Origin of the sequence: Stenotrophomonas sp. (assembly GCF_032099025.1) — a bacterium.
Lineage (GTDB): Bacteria > Pseudomonadota > Gammaproteobacteria > Xanthomonadales > Xanthomonadaceae > Stenotrophomonas.
Genome location: NZ_DAMCID010000003.1, coordinates 99673 through 125730, shown reverse-complemented (window position 1 = coordinate 125730; position 26058 = coordinate 99673). Strand labels below are relative to the sequence as shown.

Sequence of the window (26058 nt, the reverse complement as noted above, 5' to 3'; positions counted from 1 at the left end):
CTTGCCGTTGCCCTTGCCGTTGCCCTTGCCGTTGCCCTTGCCGTTGCCCTTGCCGTTGCCCTTGCCGCTGCCGTTGCCGTTGTTTTATCGAATCGAACCGTTCAAGGCAGCGCGCAGCGCGGCCACGGTGTCGGCGTCGGTCTGCGTCCAATCGTTTTCCAGGCCACGCAGGTTGGCATTGCGGTACCGCATGCCAGAGGCGCGAACCGACTTCGCCGACGCGTGCAGCTCGTGGCAACCCGTGACTGTTGCGATATTGGCAATGTTGCCTGGCGTGATGCCCGCGCCAGCCATCACCGACAGGCGCTGCCCGGCCTGCGCGACCAGCTGCGCCAGCATCGCACTGCCCGCCTCCGCACTGGCCTGGCCGCCGGAGCTCAGCACGCGCTCGCAACCGAGTGCGATCACCTGCTCCAGTGCGGCCGGCAGGTCACGCGCCGCGTCGAAGGCGCGGTGGAAGGTGATGCCCAACGGGCCCGCGGCGGAAACCAGTTGCTGGCAGAGCGGGATGTCGATCTCGCCATGCGCGTCCAGCGCACCGATCACCACCCCATCGCAGCCCAGCTGCCGGCAGTTCTGGATGTCGCGCAGCATCAGCTCCGCTTCCAGCGTGTCGTAGTGGAAATCCCCCGGCCGCGGCCGGATCAGCACGAACAGCGGAATGCGCAGCCGCTCGCGCGCCACCGCGATGCTTGCGTATGAAGGCGTCGTACCGCCTTCAGCGAGGTTGTCGAACAGTTCGATCCGGTTCGCACCGCCCTGCTGTGCGGCAAGGGCCGAGGCGACCGAGTTCGATGCGATTTCCAGCACGTGGCGTGACGCGCTCATGTCTGTTCGCTGGTGTAGACCGACGCCGAATCGCGCAGGTCGTCCTGGCGGTCCTTGTCGCATACCGCGTACACGAAGCCACGGTGCAGCGCGTAGGCGCCGACCTCGCCATTGCGGTCCAGCGCCAGGAAGCAGACCTGCAGGGTCCTGCTCGCCTCGGGCCGCTTGCGCACGACCCGCGCGATCGCCTCACGGCAGGCCTCCGCCGGTGAGCGCCCCTGGCGCATCAGCTCCACCACCAGGAACGACGCCGCGTTGCGGATCATCTCCTCGCCCACGCCGGATGCGGTCGCCGCGCCCACTTCGTTGTCCACGTAGAGACCCGCACCGATGATCGGGCTGTCGCCCACCCGTCCGTGCAGTTTCCAGGCCATGCCGCTGGTGGTGCACGCACCGGCCAGCCGGCCCTGCGTGTCGATGGCGAGCATGCCCAGCGTGTCGTGGTTGGTGCTGTCGCCGGGCCGACCGCGTCGCTCTGCGTTGATCTCGGGCGTGTACTGCGCGGTCTTCAGCCATTCCCGCCAGGCCTTCTCGGCGGCGGGGGTGAGCAGCTTCTCGCGCGGGAAGCCCTGCTGCTTCGCGAACTGCCGGGCGCCCTCGCCCACCAGCATCACGTGCGGTGTCTTTTCCATCACCTTCCGTGCCACCGACACCGGGTGCAGGATGTCGGTCAGCGCCGCGACGGAGCCGCAGCGGCCGTCGCCATCCATGATGCTGGCATCCAGGCTCAGCACGCCATCGCGGTCCGGGTTGCCGCAGCGCCCCACCGTGGGATTGCACAGCTCGCTTTCCGCCCAGCGTGCCCCGGCTTCCACTGCATCCAGCGCGGTGCCGCCGCTGCCCAATACGCTCCACGCGGCCTGGTTGGCGCCGACGCCGAAGTCCCAGGTCGAGACCACCCGCGCGTGCGCATCACCGCGCGCCTGCAGCCGTGGAAACGCCATCACTCCGGCGGCCAGCGCACCGGCCTGGAGGAACTGCCTGCGATCACTCACTCGTTGCTCTCCCAACGCCATGAACCGGCCCCGGGAGGGCCGGGAAAAGAATGCCTATGCGGCCGCGCGCCGGTGCTCGGCGTACCACACCGCCGCGCCGATCACGCCCAGCTCGCCATGCTCCACGCGCCACACCGGCACCTGCTCCAGCACGCGTCGCATGACGCCCTTGGCCAGGAAGCGCGTGCGGAAATGACCATCGTCCAGGAACCGCGCGACATGACTGGAAATACCGCCGGCCAGGTACACCGAGCGCGCCCCGAAGGTCACTGCCAGGTCGCCCGCCAGGCTGCCCAACCAGCCACAGAACACCTCCAGCGTTTCAACCGCCAACGCGTCGTCGCCCGCATGGGCCGCGGCGATCAGCGCTTCCGGCGAGCTCCAGCGCGGAGTCACGCCACGGATCGCACACAGCGACGGATACAGGTTCATCAGGCCGCTGCCGGACAGGATGCGTTCGTTGTCCACGTGCTCCCAGCGCTGCAGCATCTGCGCCAGGACCTGCAGCTCCAGCGCGGTGCCCGCGCCCAGCGCGGCATGCCCGGCTTCGCTGGCGAGCACGGCACGCGAGCCCGCCTCGAAACGCAGCGCGCCGCCCAGGCCCGTTCCCGGGCCCAGCACCAGCGCCGGCCAGCGCCCGTCTCCGCGCGTGTCGCCATTCATGGCCACCAGCGTGTCGGGCGCCACATGCGGAATCGCGTAGGCGACCGCCTCGAAGTCGTTGATCAGCTCAAGCGTGGCCAGCTGCGCGTCGCGCCGCGTGGCGTCCACCGAGACGTCCCACGGCAGGTTGGTGTTGACCAGATGGTCGCCTTCCAGCAGTCCGGCAATGGCCACCACCGCTGTCGACGGCGGTGTAGCGAGGGTCGCGCTGAACCCGGCCAGGATCGCGGCCAGGCTGGGGAATTCGGCACAGGCATAGCGACGCAGCGCGCTGATGCGCGGCGGCTGGCCGGCGGACACGTCCGCCAGGGCCAGGCGCGCATAGGTGCCGCCGACGTCGGCGACGATCAGGGTGTCGCCATGAAGACCGGGGCGGGGCGCCGGGGCGCTCGACACGTCAGGGTGGACCGGAACTGCATCCGGAAACGGTGTCGCAACGCTCACTCGAAGGCCTTGGGTTGATTCGATTCCATTGCCGGGGAGTTTGGGTGATCGACCCGGCTTTGCAAAGCAGCGCGTGCCGTACAGGGGCGTACTGCGCCCGCCCACGGCACGCCCCGCATCAGGGTTTGGCGACCTGCAGGCGATAGCTCGTACTGGCCATGGCCGTCGGGCCATCGGCGTGCACCGCGCGCACCTCCACCTTGTGTTCGCCAACAGACAGGTCGGTGGGCAGCGCGCCGCGCCACAGGTGCGGCGACGGGGTGGCTTCCGGCGAACGGTCGAAACCGCGCAGGCGCTCGGCGGTGTCGTCGGCGACGTTCTCCACCACCAGGCGGGGGTCCGGCTGCTCCACGCGCTTCATGGTCTGCCATGCGCCCTCGTCCACGCGGTACTCCACCAGCGTATCGGCCTGGCCCATGAACACGTTGGCGTACACGCCCCACGCCGGATAGGCGTCCTTGCGCAGCACCTTGGGCGCATGCAGCGCGATCTGGTAGTCGTCCGGGGCGCGCGCCACGTAGTAGCGCAACCCGTACTCACCGCCCGGCTGGACCGACAGCACGGCATAGCCATTGGGCGTGCCATCGCTCATGGTCGCGTCCGGAATGCCGGTGCTGTCCTTCACGCCCGACCAGAATGCGCCGCAGGCCGCGCCCACGTTGTACTCGTGCAGCGGCTGCCGGCCCTGCCAGCCCTCGGCCGCACCGTGGTAGTAGTGCTGCTGGGTGTGGCTGTGGCCGCTGAGCACCAGCACGTGCGGGAAGTCCTTGAGCAGCGCGAACAGGCGCGCACGGTCGGCATGGCGGAAGGTCTCGCGGCCAGGCGCGGCGTCGAACAGCGGGATGTGCATGCCCAGCACGAGCAGGCGGTCACGCGGCAGGCCCTTGACGTAGTTGGCCAGGAAGGTGAACTGGTCCGGGCGCAGGCCACCCACGTACTTCGGCTTGGCGGTGGGGTCGTACACCACGTCATCGAGGAACACGAAGCTGGCACCGCCCTCCTCCACCGCGTAGGTGTCCGGCCCGTACACCGCGCGCCAGCTGTCGAGCGAATGGCGGTCATCGCCGGCATCCATGTCCAGGTCGTGGTTGCCCGGTACGTGGAACCACGGCACCTGCAGCTGCGCGGTCGCCTTGTTGATCTCCGGGTACAGCGACAGGTCGTCGTTGACGATGTCGCCCAGCGTGGTGCCCAGCCGCGCCGGGTGCTTGCCGATGATCGGTTCGACGATGGCACGCTGGTAGTAGCCCACGTCCTGGCGGCTGGCGGTCTGCGAGTCGGTGAACACCAGCATGTCGAAGCCCGCGCGCGTGGCATCGGCATTCTGGTCGGGTTCAAGCGCGAAATCCCAGTTGCGCGGGTTGCTGCCCGTCGCCGCGATACCGGCGTACTTCAGCCGCGGCGAGCCCTGCGGTGCGTAGTGCCGCCAGTACGCCGGCAGGCCGTTGGCCGCTGCGGGGAAGCGGTACTCCTCGGGCTTGATCACGAACACCGTCTGGCCCTGGCGTACCGGAAGGCTGTAGCTGCCGTCGGCGGCGGTGCGCACGATGGCCTCGCCATTGGAGACCTGCACACCGGCCAGGCCCGGATCGGTCGGCCCGCGCCCGGGTTTGCCGTCGCGCTCCTGATAGACCTTGCCGGTCACGGTGGCCTCGTTGGCCCAGGCAGGTGCGGACGTCAACAGCAGGCAGGCCAGCCAGGCAGCAGTGCGGCTCATCAGGGGGTTCCGTTCGGGGTAGGCGATTGTAAAGCGGGACATCATCGCCTGCCGCGCGTTTCAGCGACGTTAAACGGAACGCCGCTGCCTCATCCCGCGTGCCGCGCCACCAGCACCCCGACCGCATCCTGCAACGACAGCCCGCGTGCGCGCAGCAGCACGGTCAGGTGGAACAGCAGGTCGGCCGACTCGCCGAGCAATGCCGCGTCGTCCTGTACCACCCCGGCCAGGGCCGTTTCCACGCCTTCCTCGCCGACCTTCTGTGCAATGCGGCGGATGCCCTGTTCGAACAGGCGCGTGGTGTAGCTGTCGTCCGGGCGCTGCTGCTCGCGTTCCCGCACCAGTGCATCCAGCCGGCCCAGAAAGTTGCCCGGCGCCTGCTCGAAGCAGCTTTCGCTGCCGGTATGGCAGGTCGGGCCGGCCGGCCGCGCGCTCACCAGGAGCGTGTCGCGATCGCAGTCGATCCGCACCGCGACCACCGCCAGCACGTTGCCGGACGACTCACCCTTGGTCCACAGCCGCTGCTTGCTGCGGCTGTAGAAGGTCATGTGCCCGGTTTCCAGGGTCCGCGCCAGCGACTCGGCGTTGGCGTAGCCCAGCATCAACACCGCCAGGGTGTCGGTGTCCTGCACCACCACCGGCAACAGACCGTCGCCCTTGGCCCAGTCCAGCTGCGCCAGCGCATCGCGCGATGGAAAGACTTCAATAGACATCTCGTACCTCGATCTGCTGCTCGCGCAGGAACTGCTTGAGCGCGGGAATGGCGATGGCGCCACTGTGGAAGACACTGGCGGCCAACGCACCGTCGACATCGGCCCGGTCGAACACGTCCGCGAAGTGCTGCATCTCGCCGGCACCCCCCGAGGCGATCAACGGCACCTGGCACAGGGCGCGCGCCTGCTGCAGCTGGGTCACGTCATAGCCGCGGCGGACGCCGTCGCTGTCCATGCAGTTGAGCACGATCTCGCCGGCACCCCGGCGCTGCGCCTCGACCAGCCAGTCCAGGGTGCGCACCGGCACCGCCTCGGTCTTGTCCGGATCGCCGCTGAAACGGCGCACGCGCCATTCGCCATCGGCCTCACGCACCGAATCGATGCCGACCACCACGCACTGCACGCCGAAGGCGTCGGCCAGCTCCTCGATCAGCGCCGGGCGGCCGAGCGCCGGCGAATTGATCGAAATCTTGTCGGCCCCGGCGTACAGCACGCGGCGTGCGGTCTCCACGTCGCTGATGCCGCCGGCCACGCAGAAGGGAATGTCGATGAGGCGCGCGATGCGCTCGATCCAGGCCACGTCGACCGCGCGGCCCTCCGGGCTGGCCCCGATGTCGTAGAACACCAGCTCGTCAGCGCCCTGGTCACGGTAGCGCAGCGCCAGGTCAGCGATGTCGCCCATGTCCACGTGGTCGCGGAAGCGCACGCCCTTGACCACGCGGCCGTCGCGCACGTCCAGGCAGGGAATCAGGCGGCGGCTCAGCATGCGAGCGCCTCCTGCAGGGTCATGCGCCCTTCCAGCAGCGCCTTGCCCAGGATCGCCCCGCCGCAGCCCACCGCCTTGGCGTCGGCAACGTCGCCGGCACTGCGCACCCCGCCCGAGGCCTGTACCGCCACGCCGGGCAACAGCGCCGACAGGTGCCGGTACAGGTCGATGTTCGGTCCGGTCAGCATGCCGTCGCGGGCGATGTCGGTGCACAGGAGGTGGCGCATGCCCGCCTCGGCGTAGCGTTGGGCGAGCGCATCCAGTGTCACGTCGGCGGTCTCGGTCCAGCCGTGCACCGGCAGCAGCCAGCGACCATCATCGGACTGTCGGGCGTCCAGGGCGATGGTCAGCCGCTCCGGACCAAACTCGCCCAACCACTCGATCACGGTGTCCGGCGCGCGCACCGAGACCGAGCCGACCACCACACGGGCGGCGCCGGCCTGCAGGATGCGAGCGACATCATCGCGTGAGCGCACGCCGCCGCCGGTCTGTACCTGCAGGCCCGTCTGCGCGGCGATCGCCGACAACAGGGGCGCCAGGGTATAGCCACCGGCACGCGCGGCGTCGAGATCGACCAGGTGCATCCAACGGGCACCCGCGTCGGCAAACGCCTGCGCGCGCGGCAGCGGATCATCGCCATAGGTGGTCTGCTGGTTGTAGTCGCCCTGCAGCAGGCGCACCACGCGGCCGTCGCGGATGTCCAGCGCGGGATAGACGATGAAGCTCATGTGGGTTCGTTCTCGATGAAGTTGCGCAGGATCCGTGCGCCGGTGGCGGCGGATCGCTCGGGATGGAACTGCGCGCCGCTATGGCGGCCGCGCTGCACCACCGCCGCGAACAGGCCGCCGTGGTCACATGCCGCCACGGTGTGTTCGTTCAATGGCGCGGCGTAGCTGTGCACGAAGTAGGCGCTGGCACGGTCGGCCACGCCCTCCATCAATGCCGTGGGGTGCAGCGGCAGCAAGCGGTTCCAGCCCATGTGGGGCACCCGGATGCCGGTCGCCGGACGCAGGTGGCGCACCACCCCGGGCAGCAGCCCCAGGCATTCGACATCGCCTTCCTCCGACCCTTCGAACAGCAGCTGCATGCCCAGGCAGATGCCCAGCAGCGGCACCTCCAGCTCACGCAGGGGTTCCACCAGACCCTGCGCATGCAGGCGCGCCATGCCGTGCGGGGCGGCGCCCACGCCGGGCAGGATCACCCGTGAGACGCCGCGCAGCCCGGCCGCATCGCGCACCAGCCGCACGCGCGCGCCGAGCCGTTCCAACGCGTAGCGCACCGAACCGAGATTGGCACCGCCGGCATCGATCAGCGCGACCTCGCTCACAGCGCCCCCTTGGTACTGGGCAGCGCCGTGCCCTGGCGCGGCAGTGCCTGGCGCAGTGCACGCGCCATCGCCTTGAAGCACGCTTCCACCTTGTGGTGGTCGTTGTCGCCGCGCACGCTGAGGTTGAGGTTCAAGCCGGCCGCATCACACAGCGAACGGAAGAAGTGCGGCACCAGCTCGGTCGGCATGTCGCCCACGCGCTCGCGCTTGAATTCGCCGTCGAACACGAAGTACGGCCGGCCGCTGAAGTCCAGCGCGGCGCTGGCCAGCGTCTCGTCCATGGGCAGGGTGAAACCGTAGCGGCCGATGCCGCGCTTGTCGCCCAGCGCCTCGCGCAACGCCTGGCCCAGCGCCAGGCCGGTGTCTTCGATGGTGTGGTGCTCGTCGATGTGCAGGTCGCCCTCGGCCTGCACGCTCAGCGCGAAGCCGCCGTGCTTGCCGATCTGCTCCAGCATGTGGTCGAAGAACGGGAGGCCGGTGTGGGTCTGCGGTTCGGCGACGCGGTCGAGGTCGACCTCGACGCGGATGCGGGTTTCCTTGGTATTGCGCTGCACGACGGCGCGGCGCGGGGCGTCGGCCAGCTCGTGGGCGATGCCGTTCCAGTCCCACTCGCCGCCGAACTGCGCGGTGCGCAACTGGAAGCCACGGATGTTCATGTTCTGTGCGAACTGGATATCGGTCGGGCGGTCGCCGACCATCGCCGAACGCGCCCAGTCGATGCTGCGATCCTGCAGGTACGGCAGCATCATGCCGATGCCCGGCTTGCGCGTCGGCGCATTGTCATGCGGCCAGGTACCGTCGATCAGCACGTCACGGAAAACGATGCCCTGGCTGGCGAAGATCTGCAGCATCAGGTCGTTCGGCCCATCGAAGGCCGCCTGGGGGTAGCCCTCGCTGCCCAGGCCGTCCTGGTTGCTGACGATGACGAAGTGGTAGCCGGCATCGCGCAGCTTCAGCATGGCCGGGATGACATCGCGCACGAAGCGGATCTTCTCGTACGCGTCGATCTGGAAATCGGCCGGCTCTTCGATCAGGGTGCCGTCGCGGTCGACGAACAGAATGGGGGTCATGCGGCGGCCCTCCGGGCGCTGAGTGCCTGCAGCACGCGGTCGTTCTCCGCCGGGCTGCCAATGGTGATGCGCAGTGCATCGTGCAGTTGCGGCGCGGCACGCTGGTCACGCACCACGACACCGGCCGCCAGCAGCGCATCGAACGCGCCCTGTGCGTCGGCAAACCGCACCAGCAGGTAGTTGCCCTGCGAGGGGTAGGCGCGCAGTACGCCTGGCAGCTGCGGCAGCGCCTGCAGCACGCGTTCGCGTTCGGCCTTGACCTGGGCCACACGGCCTGCGGTCACCGCCAATGCCTCCGGCGCCAGCGCGGCCACCGCCAATGCGGCGCATGGCGCCGGCACCGGATAGGGCGCCTGGCAGCGGCGCAGCACCTGGATCAGGGCAGGATCGGCGATCAGGCTGCCGATCCGGGCGGCGGCAAGTGCATGCGCCTTGGACAAGGTGCGCAGCACGGCGACGTTGTCATACTGCGCAAGCAGCGTGGTGGCCGAGGGCTGATCGGCGAACTCGCCATAGGCTTCGTCCACCACCACCAGCGCCCTGCCCTGCATGGCCTGGGCGACCCGTTCGACGTCGGCCAGTGCGATCACACTGCCGGCCGGGTTCGACGGCGTGCATAGGAACACCAGCTTGGCATTGCCCGCCAGCGCAGCGGCGATGATGGCGTCGATGTCGGCCACCAGCGCAGCGCCGGTGTCGCGCAGCGGAACCTCCAGCAGCGGTGCGTTCTGCAGCCGCGCGCACACGGCGTACATGCCGAACACCGGCGGCGTCACCAGCACGGCATCGCGGCCCGGCTCGCACAATGCACGAACCAGCAGGTCGATGGCTTCATCGCTGCCGCGGCCGATCAGCAGCTGCTGTTCATCGCAGTCATACAGCGCTGCCAGCCTTGCGCGCAGCACTGAAGGCTGCGGTTCGGGATAACGGCGCGCGATACCCTGTGCATCGGCGGGATTGGCCCAGGCCGACTCATTGGCATTGAGCCACACCTCCCCGACCAGCGCGCTGCTGCGCGCCGAGGAATACCCGGCGAATGCGCGAAGATCCTCGCGCACGAGTGATAGCACGGCGGTGGCGCTCATGCGGCCGACCCCATGCGCAGCGCCACGGCATTTTCGTGTGCATCCAGTCCTTCGGCACGCGCCAGCACGCGGGCACAGTGACCGATGGCGGCGATGCCCTGCGCGGTGGCCGCCTGCACGCTGATCTGGTTCTGGAAGCTGGCCACGCTCACGCCGCTGTAGGCGCGCGCCGCGCCCGCGGTAGGCAGCACGTGGTTGGTGCCGCTGCAGTAGTCGCCCAGCGCTTCGGGCGTGTAATCGCCGAGGAACACCGAGCCGGCTGCCTCGACCTGCGCCAGCCAGTCGCGCGGTTCGCGCAGGGCCAGGATCAGGTGCTCGGGCGCGTAGCGGTTGCTGATCTGGAACGCCTGCACCAGCGAATCCACCAGGATCAGGCGCGAGGACTGCAACGCCTGCGCGGCGATATCGGCGCGCGACAACCGCGCCAGCTGCGCCTGCACCTGCGCTTCCACCTGGTCCAGCATCGCCGCATCATCGGTGAGCAGCAGCACCTGCGAATCCGGGCCGTGTTCCGCCTGCGAGAGCAGGTCAGCGGCGACGAAGGCCGGGTTGGCACCGGCATCGGCGATCACCAGCACTTCGGACGGACCGGCCGGCATGTCGATGGCGGCGGCCCCGTCCTGTGCGACCTGCTGCTTGGCCTCGGTCACGTAGCTGTTGCCCGGGCCGTACAACTTGTCGCAGGCCGGCACGCTGGTGGTGCCATAGGCCATGGCGGCAATCGCCTGCGCTCCCCCCAGCTTGAACACCCGGTGCACGCCGGTCAGCCGCGCGGCGACCAGTACCGCTGGATCGGCGCTGCCATCACGGCGCGGCGGCGTGCACAGCACCACTTCGCGGCAGCCGGCCAGCTGCGCCGGCACGCCGAGCATCAGCGCAGTGGACGGCAGCGGCGCGCTGCCCGCAGGCACATATAGACCGACCCGGCCGATGGGCCGCACCATGCGCTCGCAGCGGACGCCGGGCGCGGTTTCCACCGCGTAGCCCTGGCTCATGCCGGCCTTGTGGAACAGGCGGATACGGTCGGCCGCCTCGATCATCGCCTGGCGCAGTTCGGCGGGCACGGCGCGTTCGGCGGCAGCGAATTCCTCATCATTCACTTCAAAGGACGCGGGGGCCACGCCGTCGAAGCGCAGGCTGATTTCACGCAGCGCGGCATCGCCATCATCGCGTACCGCGGTAATCAACGCCGCGACCGATTCGCGCGTGCGCGCCGCCACGGCCTGCACCGGGCGCTGCAACGCCTGGGCCTGGGCGGCGTCATCCAGTTGGGACCATTGCAGACGATTCATGCCAGCGACCGCTCCACGCTCAGGACCATCAACCCCTGGGCGCCAGCGCGCTCCAGCTCTTCAAGGCGCTGCCAGGTCAACGCGCCGTGGCACATGGTCTGCAGGCGCAGGTGGCCACCGTCGTCCGGCAGTTGCACCAGCGGATCGGCATCGGGCAGCAGGCGTGCCAGCTCGGACACGCGATCCAGCGCGGCGCGGAACATCAGCAGCTTGCTGTCCTGCACCTTCACCACCCCGTCGAGGCGACGCAGCAGCATGGCCATCAGGCCGGCACGTGCGTCATCCGGCGTACGCACCGGACCGGCCAGCACCGCTTCGCTTTCCAGCAGGGTTTCCACCGGCTTGAGCTGATTGGCCGCCAATGTGGCGCCGCTGGAGACCAGGTCGCAGATCAGGTCGGCGGTGCCCAGGCGCGGGGCGATCTCGACCGAACCGGACAGTTCCACCACCTGCGCGTCCACACCGCGCTGGGCCAGCCAGTCGGCCAGGATCGCCGGGTAGCTGGTGGCGATACGCTTGCCGGCCAGCTGCTCGATACCCTGCCAGTCCCATTCCTCGGGCACCGCCAGCATGAGCCGGCACTGGCCAAAGTTCAGCCCACGCAACGCCTGGTACGCGTCGGGCAAGCCAAGCCGGCGGCGCGCGGCGCCTTGTTCGTCCAGCTCGTTGCGGCCCACGATGCCGAAGTCGCAGACGCCGTCGGCGATCAAGCCGGGGATGTCATCGTCGCGGACCAGCAGCAGGTCCACCGGCAGCGATTCGCCGTAGCAGAACAGCTTGTCACGGCTCTGCCGCCAGCTCAGTCCGCAGGCGGTGAGCAGGCTGCGCGCCGGCTCGGCCAACCGCCCGCTCTTCTGGATGGCGATACGCAGCCGGTCGCGTGCCGGGGCGGTCTGGGTTGCACTCATGGGGAAAGTCTCTACTCGGATGCGGGGGAGGCAGGCGTGGCGGTCGCGGCAATGGCGGCGGCATAGCCGCCGTGGCCATGGTCCAGCGAGCGCGCCACGCGCCCGGTGGTCGTCACGCTGACACCGGTCAACTCATGGATTTCGCGATACGGCACGCCCTGCCGCAGCAGCGGCACCACCTTCCAACGGTCGGACAGCGCCTCCAGCTCGGCCGGCGTACACAGATCGCGCAGGAACGCGGTGACCTGCTCCGGCGCGGACAGGCCAGCAAAGGCGCCGGCAAGGCTGTCCAAGTCGGCCTGGGGGTCTTTCTCACGGGGGACGGGGCGGATTTTCATCGTATCAATGTAATAGCGTGTTATTACATTAGCGCACAATTGCCTCCATGCCAATTGGGTGAACCTAGTTCGAAGCCTTCGTTCAGGTTAAGGCCGTGGTTCTCCCCGCGAGCGAGCATTCCGGCCTGTCGCCGGGCGTTGCCCGGCTGGCGTTGGTTCGGAGCGAACAGCCGTTGGGCACCACCGAGGTGGGTCGGCGCGTGCGGGCATGCGGGACACGCCGTGAATACGTCCTTGTAGGCTCGTAGAAAACATCCATGTTTTCTACGGTCCCGCATACCCGCCCCCGCCGACCCTCGACGGTGTGTTGGTGGCCATGGAAGTTCAAAGCCGGCTTAGGTGTAGTCCATGCGTTACCGGGCGTTGGGTTGTTCAGAGCAGTCGACTGGGGACCGCGCCTACCCATTCCGATCGCAAATCCCGTTCCGACGCGGATGTCGATACCGGCGTCGACGCACTCCGACACCGGCCCCAAGGCTGCGACCGCTGACAGGTCGGTCGCCAGACGACTGCCGTGAAACCACAAACACGCGTTAACGCATGACCCCATAACGAAAACGCTGTTGCTGTTGCTGTTGATGTTGCTTTCCGTGGAGCCGGCCAGCGGCCGGCACTACGGGGGCGGACGGCCGTCAGAACCCGTGTTGCTTTTACTCATGGCCACCAACCACCTGTCGAAGGTGGGACGGGGTGGGTTTGCGGGACCGTAGAAAACATGGATGTTTTCTACGAGCCCCCATGGACGGGTTCACGGCGTGTCCCGTAAACCCACACCGTCCCGCCAAACCAGGAATCAAGTGCGAAAGGGCTGTTCGCCTGAATGCATGAAGCACCGGGCAACGCCCGGTGCCCAGTGAAAACGTGCAATCAAGCAATCAAGCAATCAAGCAATGAAGCAATGAAGCAACCATAAACAACAACGGCACCCGAAGGTGCCGTTGTAGTCATCCACAGAAGGAAGCGAAACTCACGCCATGGCGCGGGTCTGCTCCAGCTCAACCTGCAACGCACTCGCCAGCTCATCGCGGGCAACTTCGAACTGCTGCTCGCGCAACAGATCCTTGACCGCCACCACGCCGCGCGCCAGCTCGTCTTCACCGGCCAGCACCACGAAGCGGATACCGGCCTTGGCCGCGTACTGGAACTGCTTGCCGATCTTCTTCGGCTCCATCTGCACCTCGGCGTTGATCCCGCCCACGCGCAGGCGACGCGCGATATCGAGCGACTCGGACAGACCGTTGTCATCCATCAGTGCCACCAGCGCATGCACGCTGCTGTCCTCGATACCCGCGATCAGGCCCGCTTCGCGCAGCTGCCAGAACAGACGGGTCAGACCGATCGAAATACCCACGCCCGGCAGCTTGGACTTGCTGTAGTGGCTGGCCAGGTCCTCGTAACGGCCGCCCGAACAGATCGAACCGATCTGCGGGTGGTCCGTCAGCGTGGTTTCGTACACCGTGCCGGTGTAGTAATCCAACCCACGCGCGATCGAGAAGTTCAGGCAGTACGCGTTTTCCGGCACGCCCAGCGCCTTGACCAGCTGCAGCACCTCGCGCAGCTCCGCCACGCCCAGCGTCAACGTCTCGCTCGCCGTGCCGTCGGCCACCAGCGCGTCCAGCTGCGCCAGCGCGTCGGCATGGCTGCTTGAACGCACCGCCACGAACGCCAGGATCCGCTCGACCTGCTCGGCCGGAATGGCGAAGCCTTCCCCGGTCAGCGTCTCGCGCACATAGTCTGGACCGCGCTTGTCGAGCTTGTCGACTTCACGCAGCACCGCCATCTGGCGCTCACCATCGGCCACGCCCAGGCTCTCGAAGAAGCCGCGCATCAGCTTGCGGTTGTTCAACTGTACCGAGAAGTCGCCAATGCGCAGCTCCGCGAACACCGCGTGGATCACCGCAAGCACTTCCGCGTCATACCGCGTGCTCAGCGCATCCTTGCCGATCACGTCGATGTCGCACTGGTAGAACTCACGGAACCGCCCGCGCTGCGCGCGCTCACCGCGGTAGACGCGCTGCATCTGGTAGCGGCGGAACGGGAAGGTCAGGTCGTGCTCGTGCTCGGCCACGTAACGCGCCAGCGGCACCGTGAGGTCGAAACGCAGCGCCAGTTCCGGCAGGCTCTTGTCGCCCGCCTCGGCCGCATTGGCCAGCGCACCGGTGGACTGCACGAAATACACCTGGCGCTCGGTCTCGCCGCCGGACTTGGTCAGCAGCACATCGGACAGCTCGAACACCGGCGTTTCCACCGGCAGGAACCCGAACCGCTCGTAGTTGCGGCGGATGACGTCCAGCATGCGCTGAAACGCGATCTGCTCGCGCGGCAGCAATTCCATGATGCCGGGCGGCGTACGGGGCTTGATCACTTGCGGGACTCCTGCGGAACGGGGGATGAGCGAGCTGCATATTCTAGCCGCAGCCGCGCCGAACGGCCGTAACGGCCGTCGAACGCCGGCCCGCCAGCGGCATTGGCGTATCATAGTCAGGCCCCGCTCCCTGGCACGACATGACCCGGCCCCACCCCGCACTTGCCACTGTAGAGGACCCCGCCCCCGGGTGTTCGCCGCTGCGCGACTGCCTGCACTGCTCGGTGCGTCACCTGGCCGTGTGCTCGGCGCTGTCGCCCGACGAGGTGCAGGCGCTGGAACGCGTCACCGTCTCCCAGCCCCTGGTGCTGGGCGCCACCCTGGCCCGTGCCGGCGAGCCGCGCCAACATGTCTATACCTTGACCCGCGGCGCCCTGCGCCTGGTCCGCACCCTCGCCGACGGGCGTCGCCAGATCAGCGGATTCGTGCTGCCTGGCGACTACCTGGGCTTGAGCGGCAGCGACCACCACCGCTACGACATCGAGGCCATTGCCGACAGTCGCGTGTGCCGCGTGGCCCTGCCCCAGATGAAGGATCTTCGCGCACGTTTCCCGCACCTGGAGCGCAAGCTGCTGCAGCGTGCCTGCCAGGCGCTGGATGACGCAGCCGACGCCGCGATGGCGTTGGGCCGGCTGCAACCGGCCGAGAAACTGGCCGATTTCCTGCTGCGCCTGGCCGCGCGCGAGGCCCGACTGGGCGGCGACGGGCTGCGCGTGACCCTGCCGATGGGCCGCAGTGATATCGCCGATCACCTCGGGCTGACCATGGAAACGGTCAGCCGCACCTTCACCAAGCTGCGCCAGCAGGGCCTGATCGCCCTGCCCCACCTCAGTACCGTCGAGATTCTGGACGAGGCCGGGCTGCAGGTCCTGTCCGCAGCCTGATCGGCGGCGTCGTTCACCGCTGAACGTCGGTCAGGACAGCAGCACCTCACGCAACGCCGCATAGTCCGGCGCGCACGGTTCCGCGTGTGCGGGCCGCTTCAACAGCGCCGCCAGCGCCGGCGGAACGTCGAGGGGACGGCCGATCAGCGGTTCCACCACCGATTCGAATTTGGCCGGATGCGCGGTTGCGGCGACCGCCCAGTCGCCCTGCACGCCCTCGCTTCGCAACTGTTCAAGCAGCTTCACCGCCGTGGCGGTGTGCGGGCAGAACACCTCGCCCGCCTGCGCGTGACGCCGCGCGATGAGCTCGCCGATCGCCGCATCGTCGACGGCCTCCGCGCGGAAGCCCAGGCGCAACGCCGCCTCGTCATCGGCGTACATCCAGCGCAGCCGTTCGAAATTGCTCGGCGCGCCCACATCCATCGCATTGGCCAGCGTCGCCACGCTCTGCGCCGGCTGGTAGGCCTGCCCGTGGAAGAAGCGCGGCAGCACGTCATTGGCATTGGTGGCCAGCGCGATGCGTCCAAGTGGCAGGCCCATCGCCCGCGCCAGCACCGCCGCCATCGCATTCCCGAGGTTGCCGGTGGGTACTACCAGGTTGAGTAACTGGCCGCTGGCCGCCTGATGGGTCAGCGCCGCATGCGCGTAGTAGCTCATCTGCGGCAGCCAACGCCCCAGGCTGATGCTGTTGGCCGAGCTCAATGGCAGCTGCGCCTGCAGCTCGCGATCACCCAGCGCCTGCTTCACCATCGCCTGGCAGTCGTCGAACGAGCCGGCCACGCGCAGCGCCTGGATGTTGTCGCCGAAGCAACCGAGCTGGTGCGCCTGACGAGGAGATACGCGACCGTCCGGGTACAGCACCACCACGCGGATACCCGGCTGCCGATGGAACGCGGCGGCCACCGCCGCACCGGTATCGCCGGAGGTCGCCACCACGATCGTCAGCGGCCGCGCGCGGTCGCGCTGCAGCCGGGCCAGGCTGGCTGCAAGGAAGCGCGCGCCGAAGTCCTTGAAGGCCGCCGTGGGTCCGTGGAACAGCTCCAGCACATGGTCGCCCGGCGTTGACAGCGCCCGCAACGGCGCCGGAAAGTCGAACGCCTCCGCGCACAGCTCGGCCAGGTGAGGCGCCAACGCGTCGCCGGCAAAGAACGGTGCCAGCACCGCTCCCGCGTCGCCGGCCAGGCTGCCACGCCCGGTCCACCGCTGCGGCAGGGGGCGCTGCGCGGGCACGTACAGACCGCCATCGGGCGCCAGGCCGGCGGCGACGGCCGCACTGAGCGACACGGCCGGTGCCGCACCTCGGGTCGAAACGAAATTCATGGAAAGTCCTGGCAGATGAGGGGAAACCGCACTCACAACAATTGCGCGCCGGGCGCATCCAACGGCGACACCCAGGCCTGGCTGTCGAAACCGGCCCGGGCAAAGGCCTGCTGCACACCCGCCTGCGCGGCCTGCGCGGCGGCCTGGCTGTCGAACCACGCGAATACACTGGGCCCGGCGCCGGAAATACTGGCGCCCATCGCGCCGGCCGCGAGCGCGGCGTCGCGCGCCGCATCGAAGCCTACGATCAGCCCGGCGCGACGCGGCTCCACCAGCACGTCGCGCAGACCGGCACGTACCAGCGCCGCATCGCCGCTGAAGCAGCCGCTCAATACCAGCGCCAGGTTCGCGCTCTGCTCGACGAACGCGGACAGCGCGTAGCTGCCCTGCAGTGCGGCTCGGGCGCGCCGCGTTTCCAGCACCGCCTCCGGGTGCACCAGCAGGCTGTGCCAGGCCGACGGTACCGGAATGCGCACCAGCCGGTCGGCGGTGCTCAGGACCAGCCCGCCGAGCAGCATCGGCCCCAGGTTGTCGCCGTGGCGCCCGCCGCTGGCCACGGCCTCGCCGGTCAGCGCGAACGGATACAGCGCCTCACGCGGCAACGGGGTGTCGAGCAGCGCGTTGGCCGCGATCAGTGCGGCCACGCACGACGCCGCCGAACCGCCCATGCCCGAGCCCAGCGCGATGCCCTTGTCGATCTCCAGCTCGAAGCCGAACGGCAACGCCAGTGCCTCGCGGAGCGCGATCAAGGCCGCGCCCGCCGTGTTGTCGGCCGCGTCCAGCGGCAGGTCCACGGTGGTGCCGCGGATCGCCACGATGCGTACCTGCGGCGACGCGATGCGTCGCACCGTGACCGTATCGCCAACACCGGCGATGGCGTGGCCCAGGATGTCGAACCCCACGGCGGCGTTGCCGACCGATGCCGGCGAGAATGCGCGCGCGGCGGTGATATGACCGGCCTCACTCACAGACGCGCTCCCTCACCGGCGGCGACCCGCAGCACATCGGCGAACACGCCGGCGGCCGTCACTTCCGGTCCCGCCCCCGGTCCCTGCACCACCAGCGGATTATCGCAATAGCGGCGCGTGGTGAACTGCACCACGTTGTCGGTGAGGCGCAGATTCGCGAAGGCATGGCTGGCCGGCAACTCGACCAGCCCGACCTGCGCCGCATCCGCCGACAGACGCGCCACGTAGCGCAGCACCGCACCACGCGAACGCGCCTGCGCCAGGCGCTCGGCAAACACCGCATCCACGGCATCCAGGCCGCCCATGAAGTCATCGACACTGGCATCGCGCAGCGCCTCTGGTACCAAGCTCTCCACCGACACCTGCTCCAGGCTCAGCTCGCGCCCGGCCTCACGCGCCAGGATCACCAGCTTGCGCGCGACATCCACGCCCGACAGATCGTCGCGCGGATCCGGCTCGGTATAGCCCATGCCACGCGCCTGCGCGACCAGCTGCGAGAATGGCACCTCACCGTCATATTTGTTGAACAGCCAGGCCAACGTGCCGGAGAAGATGCCGTCGATGGCCAGCACCTCGTCACCGGTATCGACCAGATCGCGCAGGGTGGTGATCACCGGCAGGCCCGCACCCACCGTCGCCTCATAGCGGAAGCGCGCGCCGCTGGCGGCCGCCGCGTCGCGGATCGCGTGGTAGCGCGGCAACGGGCCGGCACCGGCCTGCTTGTTCGGGGTCACCACGTGGATGCCTGCCTGCAACCAGGCCGCGTAGCGGTCGGCCACGTCGGCACTGCCGCTGCAATCCACGATCAGTGCATGCGGCAGATGCGCGGACAGCAGGTGTTCGGTGAATGCATCCAGGTCGGTCGCCTGCGCCTGCCCGGCCAATGCGGCGCGCCAGTCGCCCTGCACGCCGCGTGCATCCAGCCGCATGCGGCTGCGCGATGCGACCGCACGCAGGCGCAGATCCACGTTCGCGCGCGTCAGCAACGTGGGCTGCGCGGCCAGCAGCTGGTCCAGCAGCGCCGCCCCGACATTGCCCGGGCCGATCACCCCAACGGAGAACGTCTGCGGCGACAGCCAGAAGCCGGCATGCGCCGCGCGCAGTGCCTTGGTCGCATGCCCGCTGTCGACCGCCACGGAGATGTTGCGCTCCGATGAACCCTGCGCGATCGCCAGGATGTTCACCTGCGCCCGTCCCAGCGATTCGAACAGCCGCGCGGCCACGCCGGGCTGCCCGGCCATGCCATCGCCCACCGCCGCGAGCACGCTCACGTTGTCGGTGAGTTGCACGCGCTGCACCTGGCCCAGGCCCAGCTCATGCGCGAAGGCCTGCAGCAGGGCATCACGCGCCTGCCGCGCCACGGCCTGCGGCACCACGCAGCAGATCGAATGTTCCGACGAGCCCTGCGAGATCATCACCACCGACACATGCGCGTTGCGCAGCGCCGCGAACACCCGTTCGGCGGTACCGGGCACGCCGATCAGGCCCGTGCCCTCCAGGTTCAGCAGGGCCAGGTCCGGGCTCAGCGTGAGGCCTTTGATGGGGCCGGACGTGGTCCGCTCGGCCGTGATCCGCGTGCCGGGATGATCGGGGCGGAAGGTATTGCGGATGATGATCGGCAGGCCGCGCTCGATGGCCGGTGACATGGTCTGCGGGTGCACGACCTTGGCGCCGAAATACGCCAGCTCGCAGGCTTCGTCATAGCTGAGCGCGTCCAGCTGGACCGCTTCGGGCACCACCCGCGGGTCGGCCGACAGCACACCGTCCACATCGGTCCAGATATGCAGTTCATCGGCATGGAACAGCGCGGCGAAGATCGCACCGGAGTAATCACTGCCGTTGCGGCCCAGCGTGGTCACGCGGTTGCGGCGGTCGCGGGCGACGAACCCGGTGGCGACCACGCGGGCCTGGGGGTGGCGCTCCCGCCACTCCGCGAGGCGTTGCGCGCTCTGCGCCCAGTCGACGTCCACACCGAGCTCGCCACGGTCCACCACGAGTACATCGCGCGCGTCGAGCACCGCGCAGTCGTCGCCCACGCTCTGCAGGTACTGTCCCAGCAACTGTGCCGAGTAGACCTCGCCCAGGCCCTGCACGCGGTCGAGCACCTCGCTGGGCAGCTCGCCGATCACCGCCAGTGCCGCCAGCACATCGGACAGCTGGTCGAAGCGCGCATCCAGCCATTCGACGGTGGCGCCGGCATGTTCGCCAAGCAGCGCCACTGCGGCACCGCGGTGCCGGGCCCGCAGCGCATGCCAGTCATCGCGCCATTGCGGCGCATCCAGCGACGCCCGCTCGGCCAGGGCGATCAACGCGTCGGTCACGCCCTTCATCGCCGACACCACGGTGACCTGCACGGCCTCGTCGCGGGCCAGCAGCAGCTGCGCCACGTGACGGTAGCGGTCCGCGTCGGCGACAGAGGTGCCGCCGAACTTGTGCACGATGGTGGCCGTGGCGGCCCGCAGCGGGGAGGAAGAGCCTGGCGATGCGGCGGCATCGGGTGAAGCGGCGACAGAAGACATGCTGACCTCGATTCGAGGCCCCGCGTCAGTCAGATGGAAGGAGAGTCCCCGCCACCTGGTCTGGTGCGGGGCCGTTGTTTTCGGAAATTACGCGAAGACGACGGGCCGCACCGGGCGAGTGGTGACGGTGGTAATGGTGGTGGTACCGATGCCGAGGCCAGACACGTGCGTGCCGCCCGAAGAGGCGGTGGAGCGCAGCGTGGCGGTGGCGGCGGGAAGGACCATGGGTCAAGAAAACTACGCCGCACCCCCGCCTGTCAAGTGCTGCAGTGCAAAAACCCGCCGGCGTCGATCAGCGTGGAACGTCGGCAAAAAAGTTGCGAATGTGACTATCCAGGCGCGGCAACGCCATCAGCCGACGTGCTCGGCCACCGCCCGTGGCGGGCGGTGCGCGTGGGCGCACAGCAGCACCCCCGAGACCAGGCAGAGGATCGCGAGCGTCTCCATCAACGTCGGCCAGCGTCGCTGCCAGGCGAAGCCGTAGAGCAGCGCGAACAGCGTCTCGAACACGATCATCTGCCCCGTCAGGGTCAGCGGCAGGTTGCGGCTGGCGCGGTTCCAGCAGGCGTTGCCCAGCACCGATGCCACCACCGCCACGCCGGCGCTGGTCGCCCAGAACCACATCCAGTCGATGGGGGGATGCACAGCGCGAGACATGACGAACGCACTCGGCACCAGCAGCAGGGCCAGCGCTCCGGTGGTCACCCCGGTGAGCAGCGACCAGTCGTGGCCACTCAGGTCAGGCCGCCGCGCCAGCCAGCGACTGTTGCCAATCGAGTACAGCGCCCACGACAGCAGCGCGCCGACCGCACACAGCAGACCCAGCACGCGGCGGCTCGCCGAGCCCTGCGCATGTCCCGCCTGCAGCGCTTCGTAGCCCACCAGCCCGACCCCGAGCAGGCACAGCGCCAACGCCGGAGCAAGCCGGCGCAGCGGCACCGCGCCCTCCTCGCGCGCGCCCGCCACGGTCACCACCACCGGGATCAAACCCACGATCAGCGACGCCGCCGCGCCACCGGCCCACTGCACCGCATTGGCCAGCAGCACGAAGTACACCAGGTTGCCTGCCAGGCTCAGCCACAGCAGCCCCCGCCATTCGGCACTGCCGATGCGCTGGCGCAGTTCACGCCAGCGCGGTGCCAGCAGCACCACGGCAATCAGCCCGTAGACCAGGTAGCGGCCCGCCGACAACTGCACGGCACTGAACTGCACCAGCATCGCCGGTGCCAGGAAGACCACACCCCACAACGCACCGGCGGCGATGCCGTTGGCGATTCCGACTCCCATCGAACGATTCATCTGCGAGCACGCATCCAGCAGCGGAAAGACCGCGCCAGTGTAGGCGCGGACATCGCGCCGATCTTGACCCAGGCTACTGCGCGGGGCGGTAGCGGCGTCGGTACTCGGCGGGCGTCATGCCCCAGTCGCGGCGCAGTGCCCGGGTCAGCGCACTCTGCTCGGAGTATCCGGCGTGCTGCGCGATGTCGGCGATGGACAGCCCCGTATCCGCCAGCCGACCCCGCGCCCAGCGCAACCGGCTCGCACTGAGCCAGGCCTGCGGAGTGAGCGAAAAGGCCTCACGGAACAGCACGTGCAGCCGGCTGCTGCTCACCCCCACCTCGCTGGCAATGCGCTCCACCGGCCACGCCTGCCCGGGGGACTGCGCGATGCGTGCGCACACCGCCTGCAGGCGGGTGGAACTACCGGCCAGCGAAAATGCCTGCAACAACGCCGGAAGTTCGCGCTGCACGACATCCCCATGGATGCGCGCAGGCGCCAGCCCTGCCACGCACTGCGCCATGGCACGCACGGCGGCGGGCAGCGCAAGCAGCGGCTGGCGCTGCAACCGCGCCAGGGTGTCATCGTCGATCAGCGTGGCCGGACAGTCGACGATCAGGAACCGGTCGTCCTCGCCGGCCGACTGCGCGTGGCCTGCGGCAGGAGCCACGAACGCACCCTGCAACCCGTCCAGTCGTGCGCCGTGTCCGTCGAGCTCGAACGCAAGCTCTCCGCGCACGGGAATGACCCATTGCGCGAAGTCGTGGCGATCCACGTCCGACGACGGGCCGTAGCGGCGAAGGTTGAAGGCGGGTGCACTCATGTCGAGCCCATGGTAGCCGGTGCTATAGTCGGCCGTGTCCTGTCAGCAGGGAGTGCGCACTGTGACGTACATCAAAAATTCGGCCCGCCGCCTGCGTTTGCGCCCGTCCGCGCTGCTGGCCCTGGCCCCCGTCTGCCCGCCATTGGCGGCACAGAGCGGACCCGCCCCTTCCCCCTGATCCGCGTCCCTGCTGCGGGTCGTCGCGCTGTTCCGCTTCCGGGAGCCGACATGCAGTTCATTGCACTCAGTGAAGCACCGCGTCTGCTGCCGCAGGTGGCGCGCTGGTACTTCGACACGTGGGGCCGACATGTGCCCGGCATGACCCTGGACGACGAGCAGGTGCGGCTTGAAGTCTTCCTTCAGCAGGACGAGCTGCCGCTGCTGCTGTTGGCGGTGCACGACCATGAACCGGTCGCCGCCGCGCAGCTCAAGTTCCACGAGCGCACCGAGCGCCCTGAACGCCTGCATTGGCTGGGCGGCGTCTACGTGGACCAGTCACAGCGTGGCCAAGGGCTGGCCGCGCGGCTGATCGAGGATCTGATGGCACGCGGACGCGCCTTCGGCGTACGCGACGTCTACCTGCAGACCGAACGGAACGACGGCGGCCTGTATCGACGGCTGGGCTGGAAACCCCTTGAAATGCAGATGCACGCGAGTGGCGTGCCGGTGCGGATCATGCAGCGGACGCTGTCCGCCGCCGAGTGAAGGCTGCGCCCGCGCTCAGCGGAATCGCACGGGCTGCGGTGCCGGACGATCGGCCAGCGAGCCCAGCGTAAACGTGTAGCCGGCTTCTTCCAGCAGCTTGCGCATGCGCAGTTCGGCACGCTTGGGATACGCCAGCGACGTGGGCGCATGCAGTGCGTATGAGGTGGAGCGACCGGCCTGGTTGTCACGCGTGACCGACGACTGGTTGGTCTCGCACGCGTTCGACCACAGGTCCAACAGCACCTTGGGTCCAATGGACTGGTTGTTGCCAAGACGAAGCGTAAGCCAACGCATGTGTTCCATGACGAATCCCAACCCTACCTGTGACCGAGTATGCACCATATCCCGAGGCGCCGTACGCCGGGGTCTGGAATCGCGCGGGGCGTTGATACGCAAACGCCCCGGCTGAACCGGGGCGCTTGCTGACCTGCCCGTCGGCGACGCGGACGTCGCCGTGGTGATCAATGCTTCAGTGCATGCTTGCGGGTGCGCATCACTTCATGCGTTTCCTGCACGATCGGCAGCAGTCGGGTGACTTCCTGACGCGCCGCCGGCGAGGTGTCGCTGTCGGTCAGCGTGTCCTTGAACGCCTTCAGCAGGCGATCCTCGGACTCTTCCAGTTCGGCCACGTAGCCGTACTGCGTGTCGCCCAGGGTGGCGCGCACCTTGCCGTAGAACTGCTGCATGGAACCCACCATCGTGCCGTGTTCGGCAGGCTTGCCACCGGCAGCCAGCACGGTGCTGCTAAGCGAATTGACGATGTCGGCCTTGACGCCCGCGATGCGGGTGAACAGTGCGGACAGCTCGGCATCCTTCACCTTGCCGGCGGCTTCGGTGTAGAAGTCCTTGCCGTCGCGGGCGATTTCGATCAGGTCATTGAGGCTGTGGGCGGTATTCGATTCGGTGCTCACTGTTGTCTACTCCTGGTAATTCATTGGATTGCCCGTGCTTGGGTGACCCCACCTTTCCGCATCGGGAATGAAGTCGGCGTGACCTCCGCAGCGGACCGTTAAGCGATGTGTGAGGCGTGAAAAAACCGTGTCTGCAGCGAGTGTTTTCCGCGTCACGGTGCAGTTCGCACGAGCATCGCATCACGTAAACGATGCGCATCGTGCGTCGTGGAGTGCACTCACTCCTGCACCGGTTCGCGCGGGGGAACCGGCGCCTCCAGCGGCGGCTCCGCCGGCGGTGGATCGCGTTCGGGCGGCACTTCGCGAGGCGGATCCTGCACCGGCGGATCCTGCGCAGGCGGTGCTTCCACCGGTGTGGGCGGTGCCTCGGGTACTGGGCCGGGTGGCGGCACCTGCCCGGCTGCATGGATCATCGATGCGGAGGAAAAATGGACTGACATGCATGCACTCCTGAACGTGTGTAATCAGGACCGTCGCACGAGAGAAGTAAACACTTTGCCAATGCATCCGTCAGACCCGGCTGCCCGCTGCGCCAAGGGCAGCCAGGCGGCGCACGGTGACGCACTCAGTTGAAGAGTTCACGCACGTCGGTGACCCTTCCCTCACGGAACGTCACCTGGATCGTCTTGCGCTGCTGGTAGTACTCCCAGCGTTCGCCAATATTGCCGCTGTATTCGCTTTCCAACTGGATGACCCGGTCCGGCTTGCCCGCCACCTGCGTCACCTTGCCCGCCGAGTCGCCGGAGTTCACCAGCTGGTTGCCAAACCGCACGCTGCCGCCCGCCATCGCCGCACCGGCGGCCAGGCAGAGCACCAACGCCGACAAAGTCCTGTTCATCGCCCTCTCCTTCATCATGGGTGGGTATCCCGCCCAGCAACTTTGCCACAGGGGGCAGGTGCTGCGCATGTGAGCGGGTGGCACTCGGCGCAAGCCAGAAGGAGTAGCGCGGATGTGGTGACCCCGGCCCGATTCGAACGGGCGACCTTCCCCTTAGGAGGGGGACGCTCTATCCAGCTGAGCTACGGGGCCAAGTGCGGGTCCGGCATGGCCGGATCCCTGGCCGCACCCACATTGCATGGGTGCAGCCGTGAAGGATACCTACATTCGGCGAACGGACCAAGGCCGATTCCGCCGTTGCGGCACGTCCCGGCTCAGCGGATGTCCAGTTCCGGGAAGCCCTTGACCAGCTCGTCCAGCGCCTTGATCTGGGTCAGGAACGGCTCCAGCGCGCTCAGCGGGAGGGCGCTGGGGCCGTCGCAGCGGGCGTGGTCCGGGTCGCGGTGCGCTTCCAGGAACAGGCCGGCCAGGCCCAGCGCCATGCCCGAACGGGCCAGTTCGGCCACCTGGCGGCGGCGGCCACCGGAGGCTTCGCTGCCGGCGTCGCGTCGCTGCAGGCTGTGGGTGACATCGAAGATCGCCGGCAGGCCGCCGGTGGATTCGATCATTTCGCGGAAGCCCAGCATGTCCACGACCAGATTGTCGTAGCCGAACTGCGAGCCGCGCTCACACAGGATGATGTTCTCGTTGCCCGCTTCGCGGATCTTGGACACGATGTGCTTGATCTGCGTGGGGCTCAGGAACTGCGGCTTCTTGATGTTGACCGCACGGCCGGTTTCGGCGATGGCCTTGACCAGGTCGGTCTGGCGGGCCAGGAAGGCCGGAATCTGCAGCACGTCGACCACTTCGGCCACCGGCGCGGCCTGGGCGACTTCGTGCACGTCGGTGATCACCGGAATGCCGAAACGACGCTTGACCTCTTCGAAGATGCGCAGCCCTTCGTCCAGACCCACGCCACGGTACGAACTGATCGACGAGCGGTTGGCCTTGTCGAACGACGCCTTGAAGACATAGGGAATGCCCAGCTTGCCGGTCACCGTGGTGAAGTGCTCGGCCGCACGCAGGGTCGAATCCAGATCTTCGAGCACGTTCAGGCCACCAAACAGCACGAACGGGAGACGGTTCCCGACGACCACACCTTCTGCAACGGTAACGTTCATTCAGATTCCTGGGGGCGAACAATGGTGGCCATTCTAGCGGGTTGGCGGCGGCCCCCGCCCGACCCACGGTCGGACGCCACCACCGGCAGGTGCCGACCGTTGTGCGGTACCGGCGAACCGTGACGGGGTAGAATTGGCGTT

The 26058-nt window shown here is 68.4% G+C and carries 26 protein-coding genes and 1 tRNA gene; 2 read left to right on the top strand and 25 right to left on the bottom strand.

Going from position 1 to position 26058, the window contains the following annotated elements:
* Nucleotides 1-84: 84 nt before the first annotated feature.
* The 14 genes from RT456_RS03850 to hisS all read right to left on the bottom strand — a co-directional run bounded on the left by RT456_RS03850 (nucleotide 85) and on the right by hisS (nucleotide 14511).
* Complete coding sequence (locus tag RT456_RS03850) at nucleotides 85-828, bottom strand: copper homeostasis protein CutC (RefSeq protein WP_313342734.1); 744 nt, start codon at nucleotides 826-828, stop codon at nucleotides 85-87.
* Nucleotides 825-1823, bottom strand: a complete 999-nt coding sequence (locus RT456_RS03845; RefSeq protein ID WP_313342731.1) for a N(4)-(beta-N-acetylglucosaminyl)-L-asparaginase — start codon at nucleotides 1821-1823, stop codon at nucleotides 825-827. Before RT456_RS03845 ends, RT456_RS03850 begins: the two co-directional genes overlap by 4 nt.
* Nucleotides 1824-1877: 54 nt before the next feature.
* Nucleotides 1878-2882: a glucokinase gene (locus RT456_RS03840; protein ID WP_313342728.1), complete on the bottom strand. Its 1005-nt coding sequence runs from the start codon at nucleotides 2880-2882 to the stop codon at nucleotides 1878-1880.
* 166 nt (nucleotides 2883-3048) lie between these two features.
* The gene (locus RT456_RS03835) at nucleotides 3049-4647 is read right to left on the bottom strand and encodes a calcineurin-like phosphoesterase family protein (RefSeq protein WP_313342726.1); all 1599 of its coding nucleotides are present in this window, start codon (nucleotides 4645-4647) and stop codon (nucleotides 3049-3051) included.
* 89 nt (nucleotides 4648-4736) lie between these two features.
* Nucleotides 4737-5360 carry a bifunctional phosphoribosyl-AMP cyclohydrolase/phosphoribosyl-ATP diphosphatase HisIE gene (gene hisIE, locus RT456_RS03830; protein WP_313342723.1) on the bottom strand — a complete coding sequence of 208 codons (624 nt, stop codon included), beginning with the start codon at nucleotides 5358-5360 and terminating at the stop codon, nucleotides 4737-4739.
* Complete coding sequence (gene hisF / locus RT456_RS03825; protein WP_313342720.1) at nucleotides 5350-6126, bottom strand: imidazole glycerol phosphate synthase subunit HisF; 777 nt, start codon at nucleotides 6124-6126, stop codon at nucleotides 5350-5352. Before hisF ends, hisIE begins: the two co-directional genes overlap by 11 nt.
* Nucleotides 6120-6854, bottom strand: a complete 735-nt coding sequence (gene hisA, locus RT456_RS03820; RefSeq protein ID WP_313342718.1) for a 1-(5-phosphoribosyl)-5-[(5-phosphoribosylamino)methylideneamino]imidazole-4-carboxamide isomerase — start codon at nucleotides 6852-6854, stop codon at nucleotides 6120-6122. The genes hisF and hisA overlap by 7 nt, the downstream gene beginning before the upstream one ends.
* Nucleotides 6851-7453, bottom strand: a complete 603-nt coding sequence (gene hisH / locus RT456_RS03815) for an imidazole glycerol phosphate synthase subunit HisH (protein ID WP_313342716.1) — start codon at nucleotides 7451-7453, stop codon at nucleotides 6851-6853. The genes hisA and hisH overlap by 4 nt, the downstream gene beginning before the upstream one ends.
* Entirely contained in the window at nucleotides 7450-8523 is a 1074-nt protein-coding gene (gene hisB, locus RT456_RS03810) for a bifunctional histidinol-phosphatase/imidazoleglycerol-phosphate dehydratase HisB (RefSeq protein WP_313342713.1), read from the bottom strand. Before hisB ends, hisH begins: the two co-directional genes overlap by 4 nt.
* Entirely contained in the window at nucleotides 8520-9608 is a 1089-nt protein-coding gene (hisC, locus tag RT456_RS03805; protein ID WP_313342710.1) for a histidinol-phosphate transaminase, read from the bottom strand. Before hisC ends, hisB begins: the two co-directional genes overlap by 4 nt.
* The gene (gene hisD, locus RT456_RS03800) at nucleotides 9605-10900 is read right to left on the bottom strand and encodes a histidinol dehydrogenase (protein WP_313342707.1); all 1296 of its coding nucleotides are present in this window, start codon (nucleotides 10898-10900) and stop codon (nucleotides 9605-9607) included. Before hisD ends, hisC begins: the two co-directional genes overlap by 4 nt.
* Nucleotides 10897-11808 (bottom strand): ATP phosphoribosyltransferase, encoded by a 912-nt coding sequence (gene hisG, locus RT456_RS03795; protein ID WP_313342704.1) that lies wholly within the window; start codon nucleotides 11806-11808, stop codon nucleotides 10897-10899. The genes hisD and hisG overlap by 4 nt, the downstream gene beginning before the upstream one ends.
* Nucleotides 11809-11819: 11 nt before the next feature.
* Nucleotides 11820-12146 carry a YerC/YecD family TrpR-related protein gene (locus tag RT456_RS03790; protein WP_313342701.1) on the bottom strand — a complete coding sequence of 109 codons (327 nt, stop codon included), beginning with the start codon at nucleotides 12144-12146 and terminating at the stop codon, nucleotides 11820-11822.
* A gap of 967 nt (nucleotides 12147-13113) precedes the next feature.
* A complete protein-coding gene (hisS, locus tag RT456_RS03785) occupies nucleotides 13114-14511 on the bottom strand; it encodes a histidine--tRNA ligase (RefSeq protein ID WP_313342698.1) in 1398 nt (465 codons plus the stop codon).
* A gap of 140 nt (nucleotides 14512-14651) precedes the next feature.
* Between hisS and RT456_RS03780 the strand changes: the two genes are divergently transcribed.
* Nucleotides 14652-15395, top strand: a complete 744-nt coding sequence (locus tag RT456_RS03780) for a helix-turn-helix domain-containing protein (protein WP_313342695.1) — start codon at nucleotides 14652-14654, stop codon at nucleotides 15393-15395.
* A gap of 30 nt (nucleotides 15396-15425) precedes the next feature.
* Here RT456_RS03780 and thrC read toward each other — a convergent pair whose 3' ends face one another.
* The 5 genes from thrC to RT456_RS03755 form a co-directional block, all read right to left on the bottom strand.
* Entirely contained in the window at nucleotides 15426-16715 is a 1290-nt protein-coding gene (gene thrC, locus RT456_RS03775) for a threonine synthase (RefSeq protein ID WP_313342692.1), read from the bottom strand.
* Nucleotides 16716-16747: 32 nt separating this feature from the next.
* Nucleotides 16748-17683, bottom strand: coding sequence for a homoserine kinase (locus RT456_RS03770; protein ID WP_313342689.1), 936 nt, complete (start codon nucleotides 17681-17683; stop codon nucleotides 16748-16750).
* A complete protein-coding gene (gene thrA / locus RT456_RS03765) occupies nucleotides 17680-20202 on the bottom strand; it encodes a bifunctional aspartate kinase/homoserine dehydrogenase I (protein ID WP_313342686.1) in 2523 nt (840 codons plus the stop codon). Before thrA ends, RT456_RS03770 begins: the two co-directional genes overlap by 4 nt.
* Before the next feature lie 351 nt (nucleotides 20203-20553).
* Nucleotides 20554-21501, bottom strand: a complete 948-nt coding sequence (locus RT456_RS03760) for a DMT family transporter (protein ID WP_313342683.1) — start codon at nucleotides 21499-21501, stop codon at nucleotides 20554-20556.
* A 73-nt stretch (nucleotides 21502-21574) separates the two neighbouring features.
* A complete protein-coding gene (locus RT456_RS03755) occupies nucleotides 21575-22303 on the bottom strand; it encodes an AraC family transcriptional regulator (RefSeq protein ID WP_313342682.1) in 729 nt (242 codons plus the stop codon).
* Nucleotides 22304-22531: 228 nt separating this feature from the next.
* Here RT456_RS03755 and RT456_RS03750 point away from each other — a divergent pair, with 228 nt between their 5' ends.
* Nucleotides 22532-23008, top strand: coding sequence for a GNAT family N-acetyltransferase (locus tag RT456_RS03750; protein ID WP_313342680.1), 477 nt, complete (start codon nucleotides 22532-22534; stop codon nucleotides 23006-23008).
* Between the two features lie 15 nt (nucleotides 23009-23023).
* On the opposite strand, the gene RT456_RS03745 is transcribed toward RT456_RS03750, so the two are convergent.
* From RT456_RS03745 to kdsA, 6 genes are all read right to left on the bottom strand, one after another.
* Nucleotides 23024-23311 carry a hypothetical protein gene (locus tag RT456_RS03745; protein WP_313342678.1) on the bottom strand — a complete coding sequence of 96 codons (288 nt, stop codon included), beginning with the start codon at nucleotides 23309-23311 and terminating at the stop codon, nucleotides 23024-23026.
* A 158-nt stretch (nucleotides 23312-23469) separates the two neighbouring features.
* Entirely contained in the window at nucleotides 23470-23919 is a 450-nt protein-coding gene (locus RT456_RS03740; protein ID WP_313342676.1) for a PA2169 family four-helix-bundle protein, read from the bottom strand.
* 218 nt (nucleotides 23920-24137) lie between these two features.
* On the bottom strand, nucleotides 24138-24359 hold the full coding sequence (locus RT456_RS03735; RefSeq protein WP_313342673.1) for a hypothetical protein: 222 nt from the start codon (nucleotides 24357-24359) through the stop codon (nucleotides 24138-24140).
* 125 nt (nucleotides 24360-24484) lie between these two features.
* Nucleotides 24485-24757, bottom strand: a complete 273-nt coding sequence (locus tag RT456_RS03730) for a DUF2845 domain-containing protein (RefSeq protein ID WP_313342671.1) — start codon at nucleotides 24755-24757, stop codon at nucleotides 24485-24487.
* A 115-nt stretch (nucleotides 24758-24872) separates the two neighbouring features.
* Nucleotides 24873-24949: transfer RNA gene (locus RT456_RS03725), tRNA-Arg, on the bottom strand.
* Nucleotides 24950-25071: 122 nt separating this feature from the next.
* Nucleotides 25072-25917, bottom strand: a complete 846-nt coding sequence (gene kdsA / locus RT456_RS03720) for a 3-deoxy-8-phosphooctulonate synthase (RefSeq protein ID WP_313342669.1) — start codon at nucleotides 25915-25917, stop codon at nucleotides 25072-25074.
* Nucleotides 25918-26058: the final 141 nt, after the last annotated feature.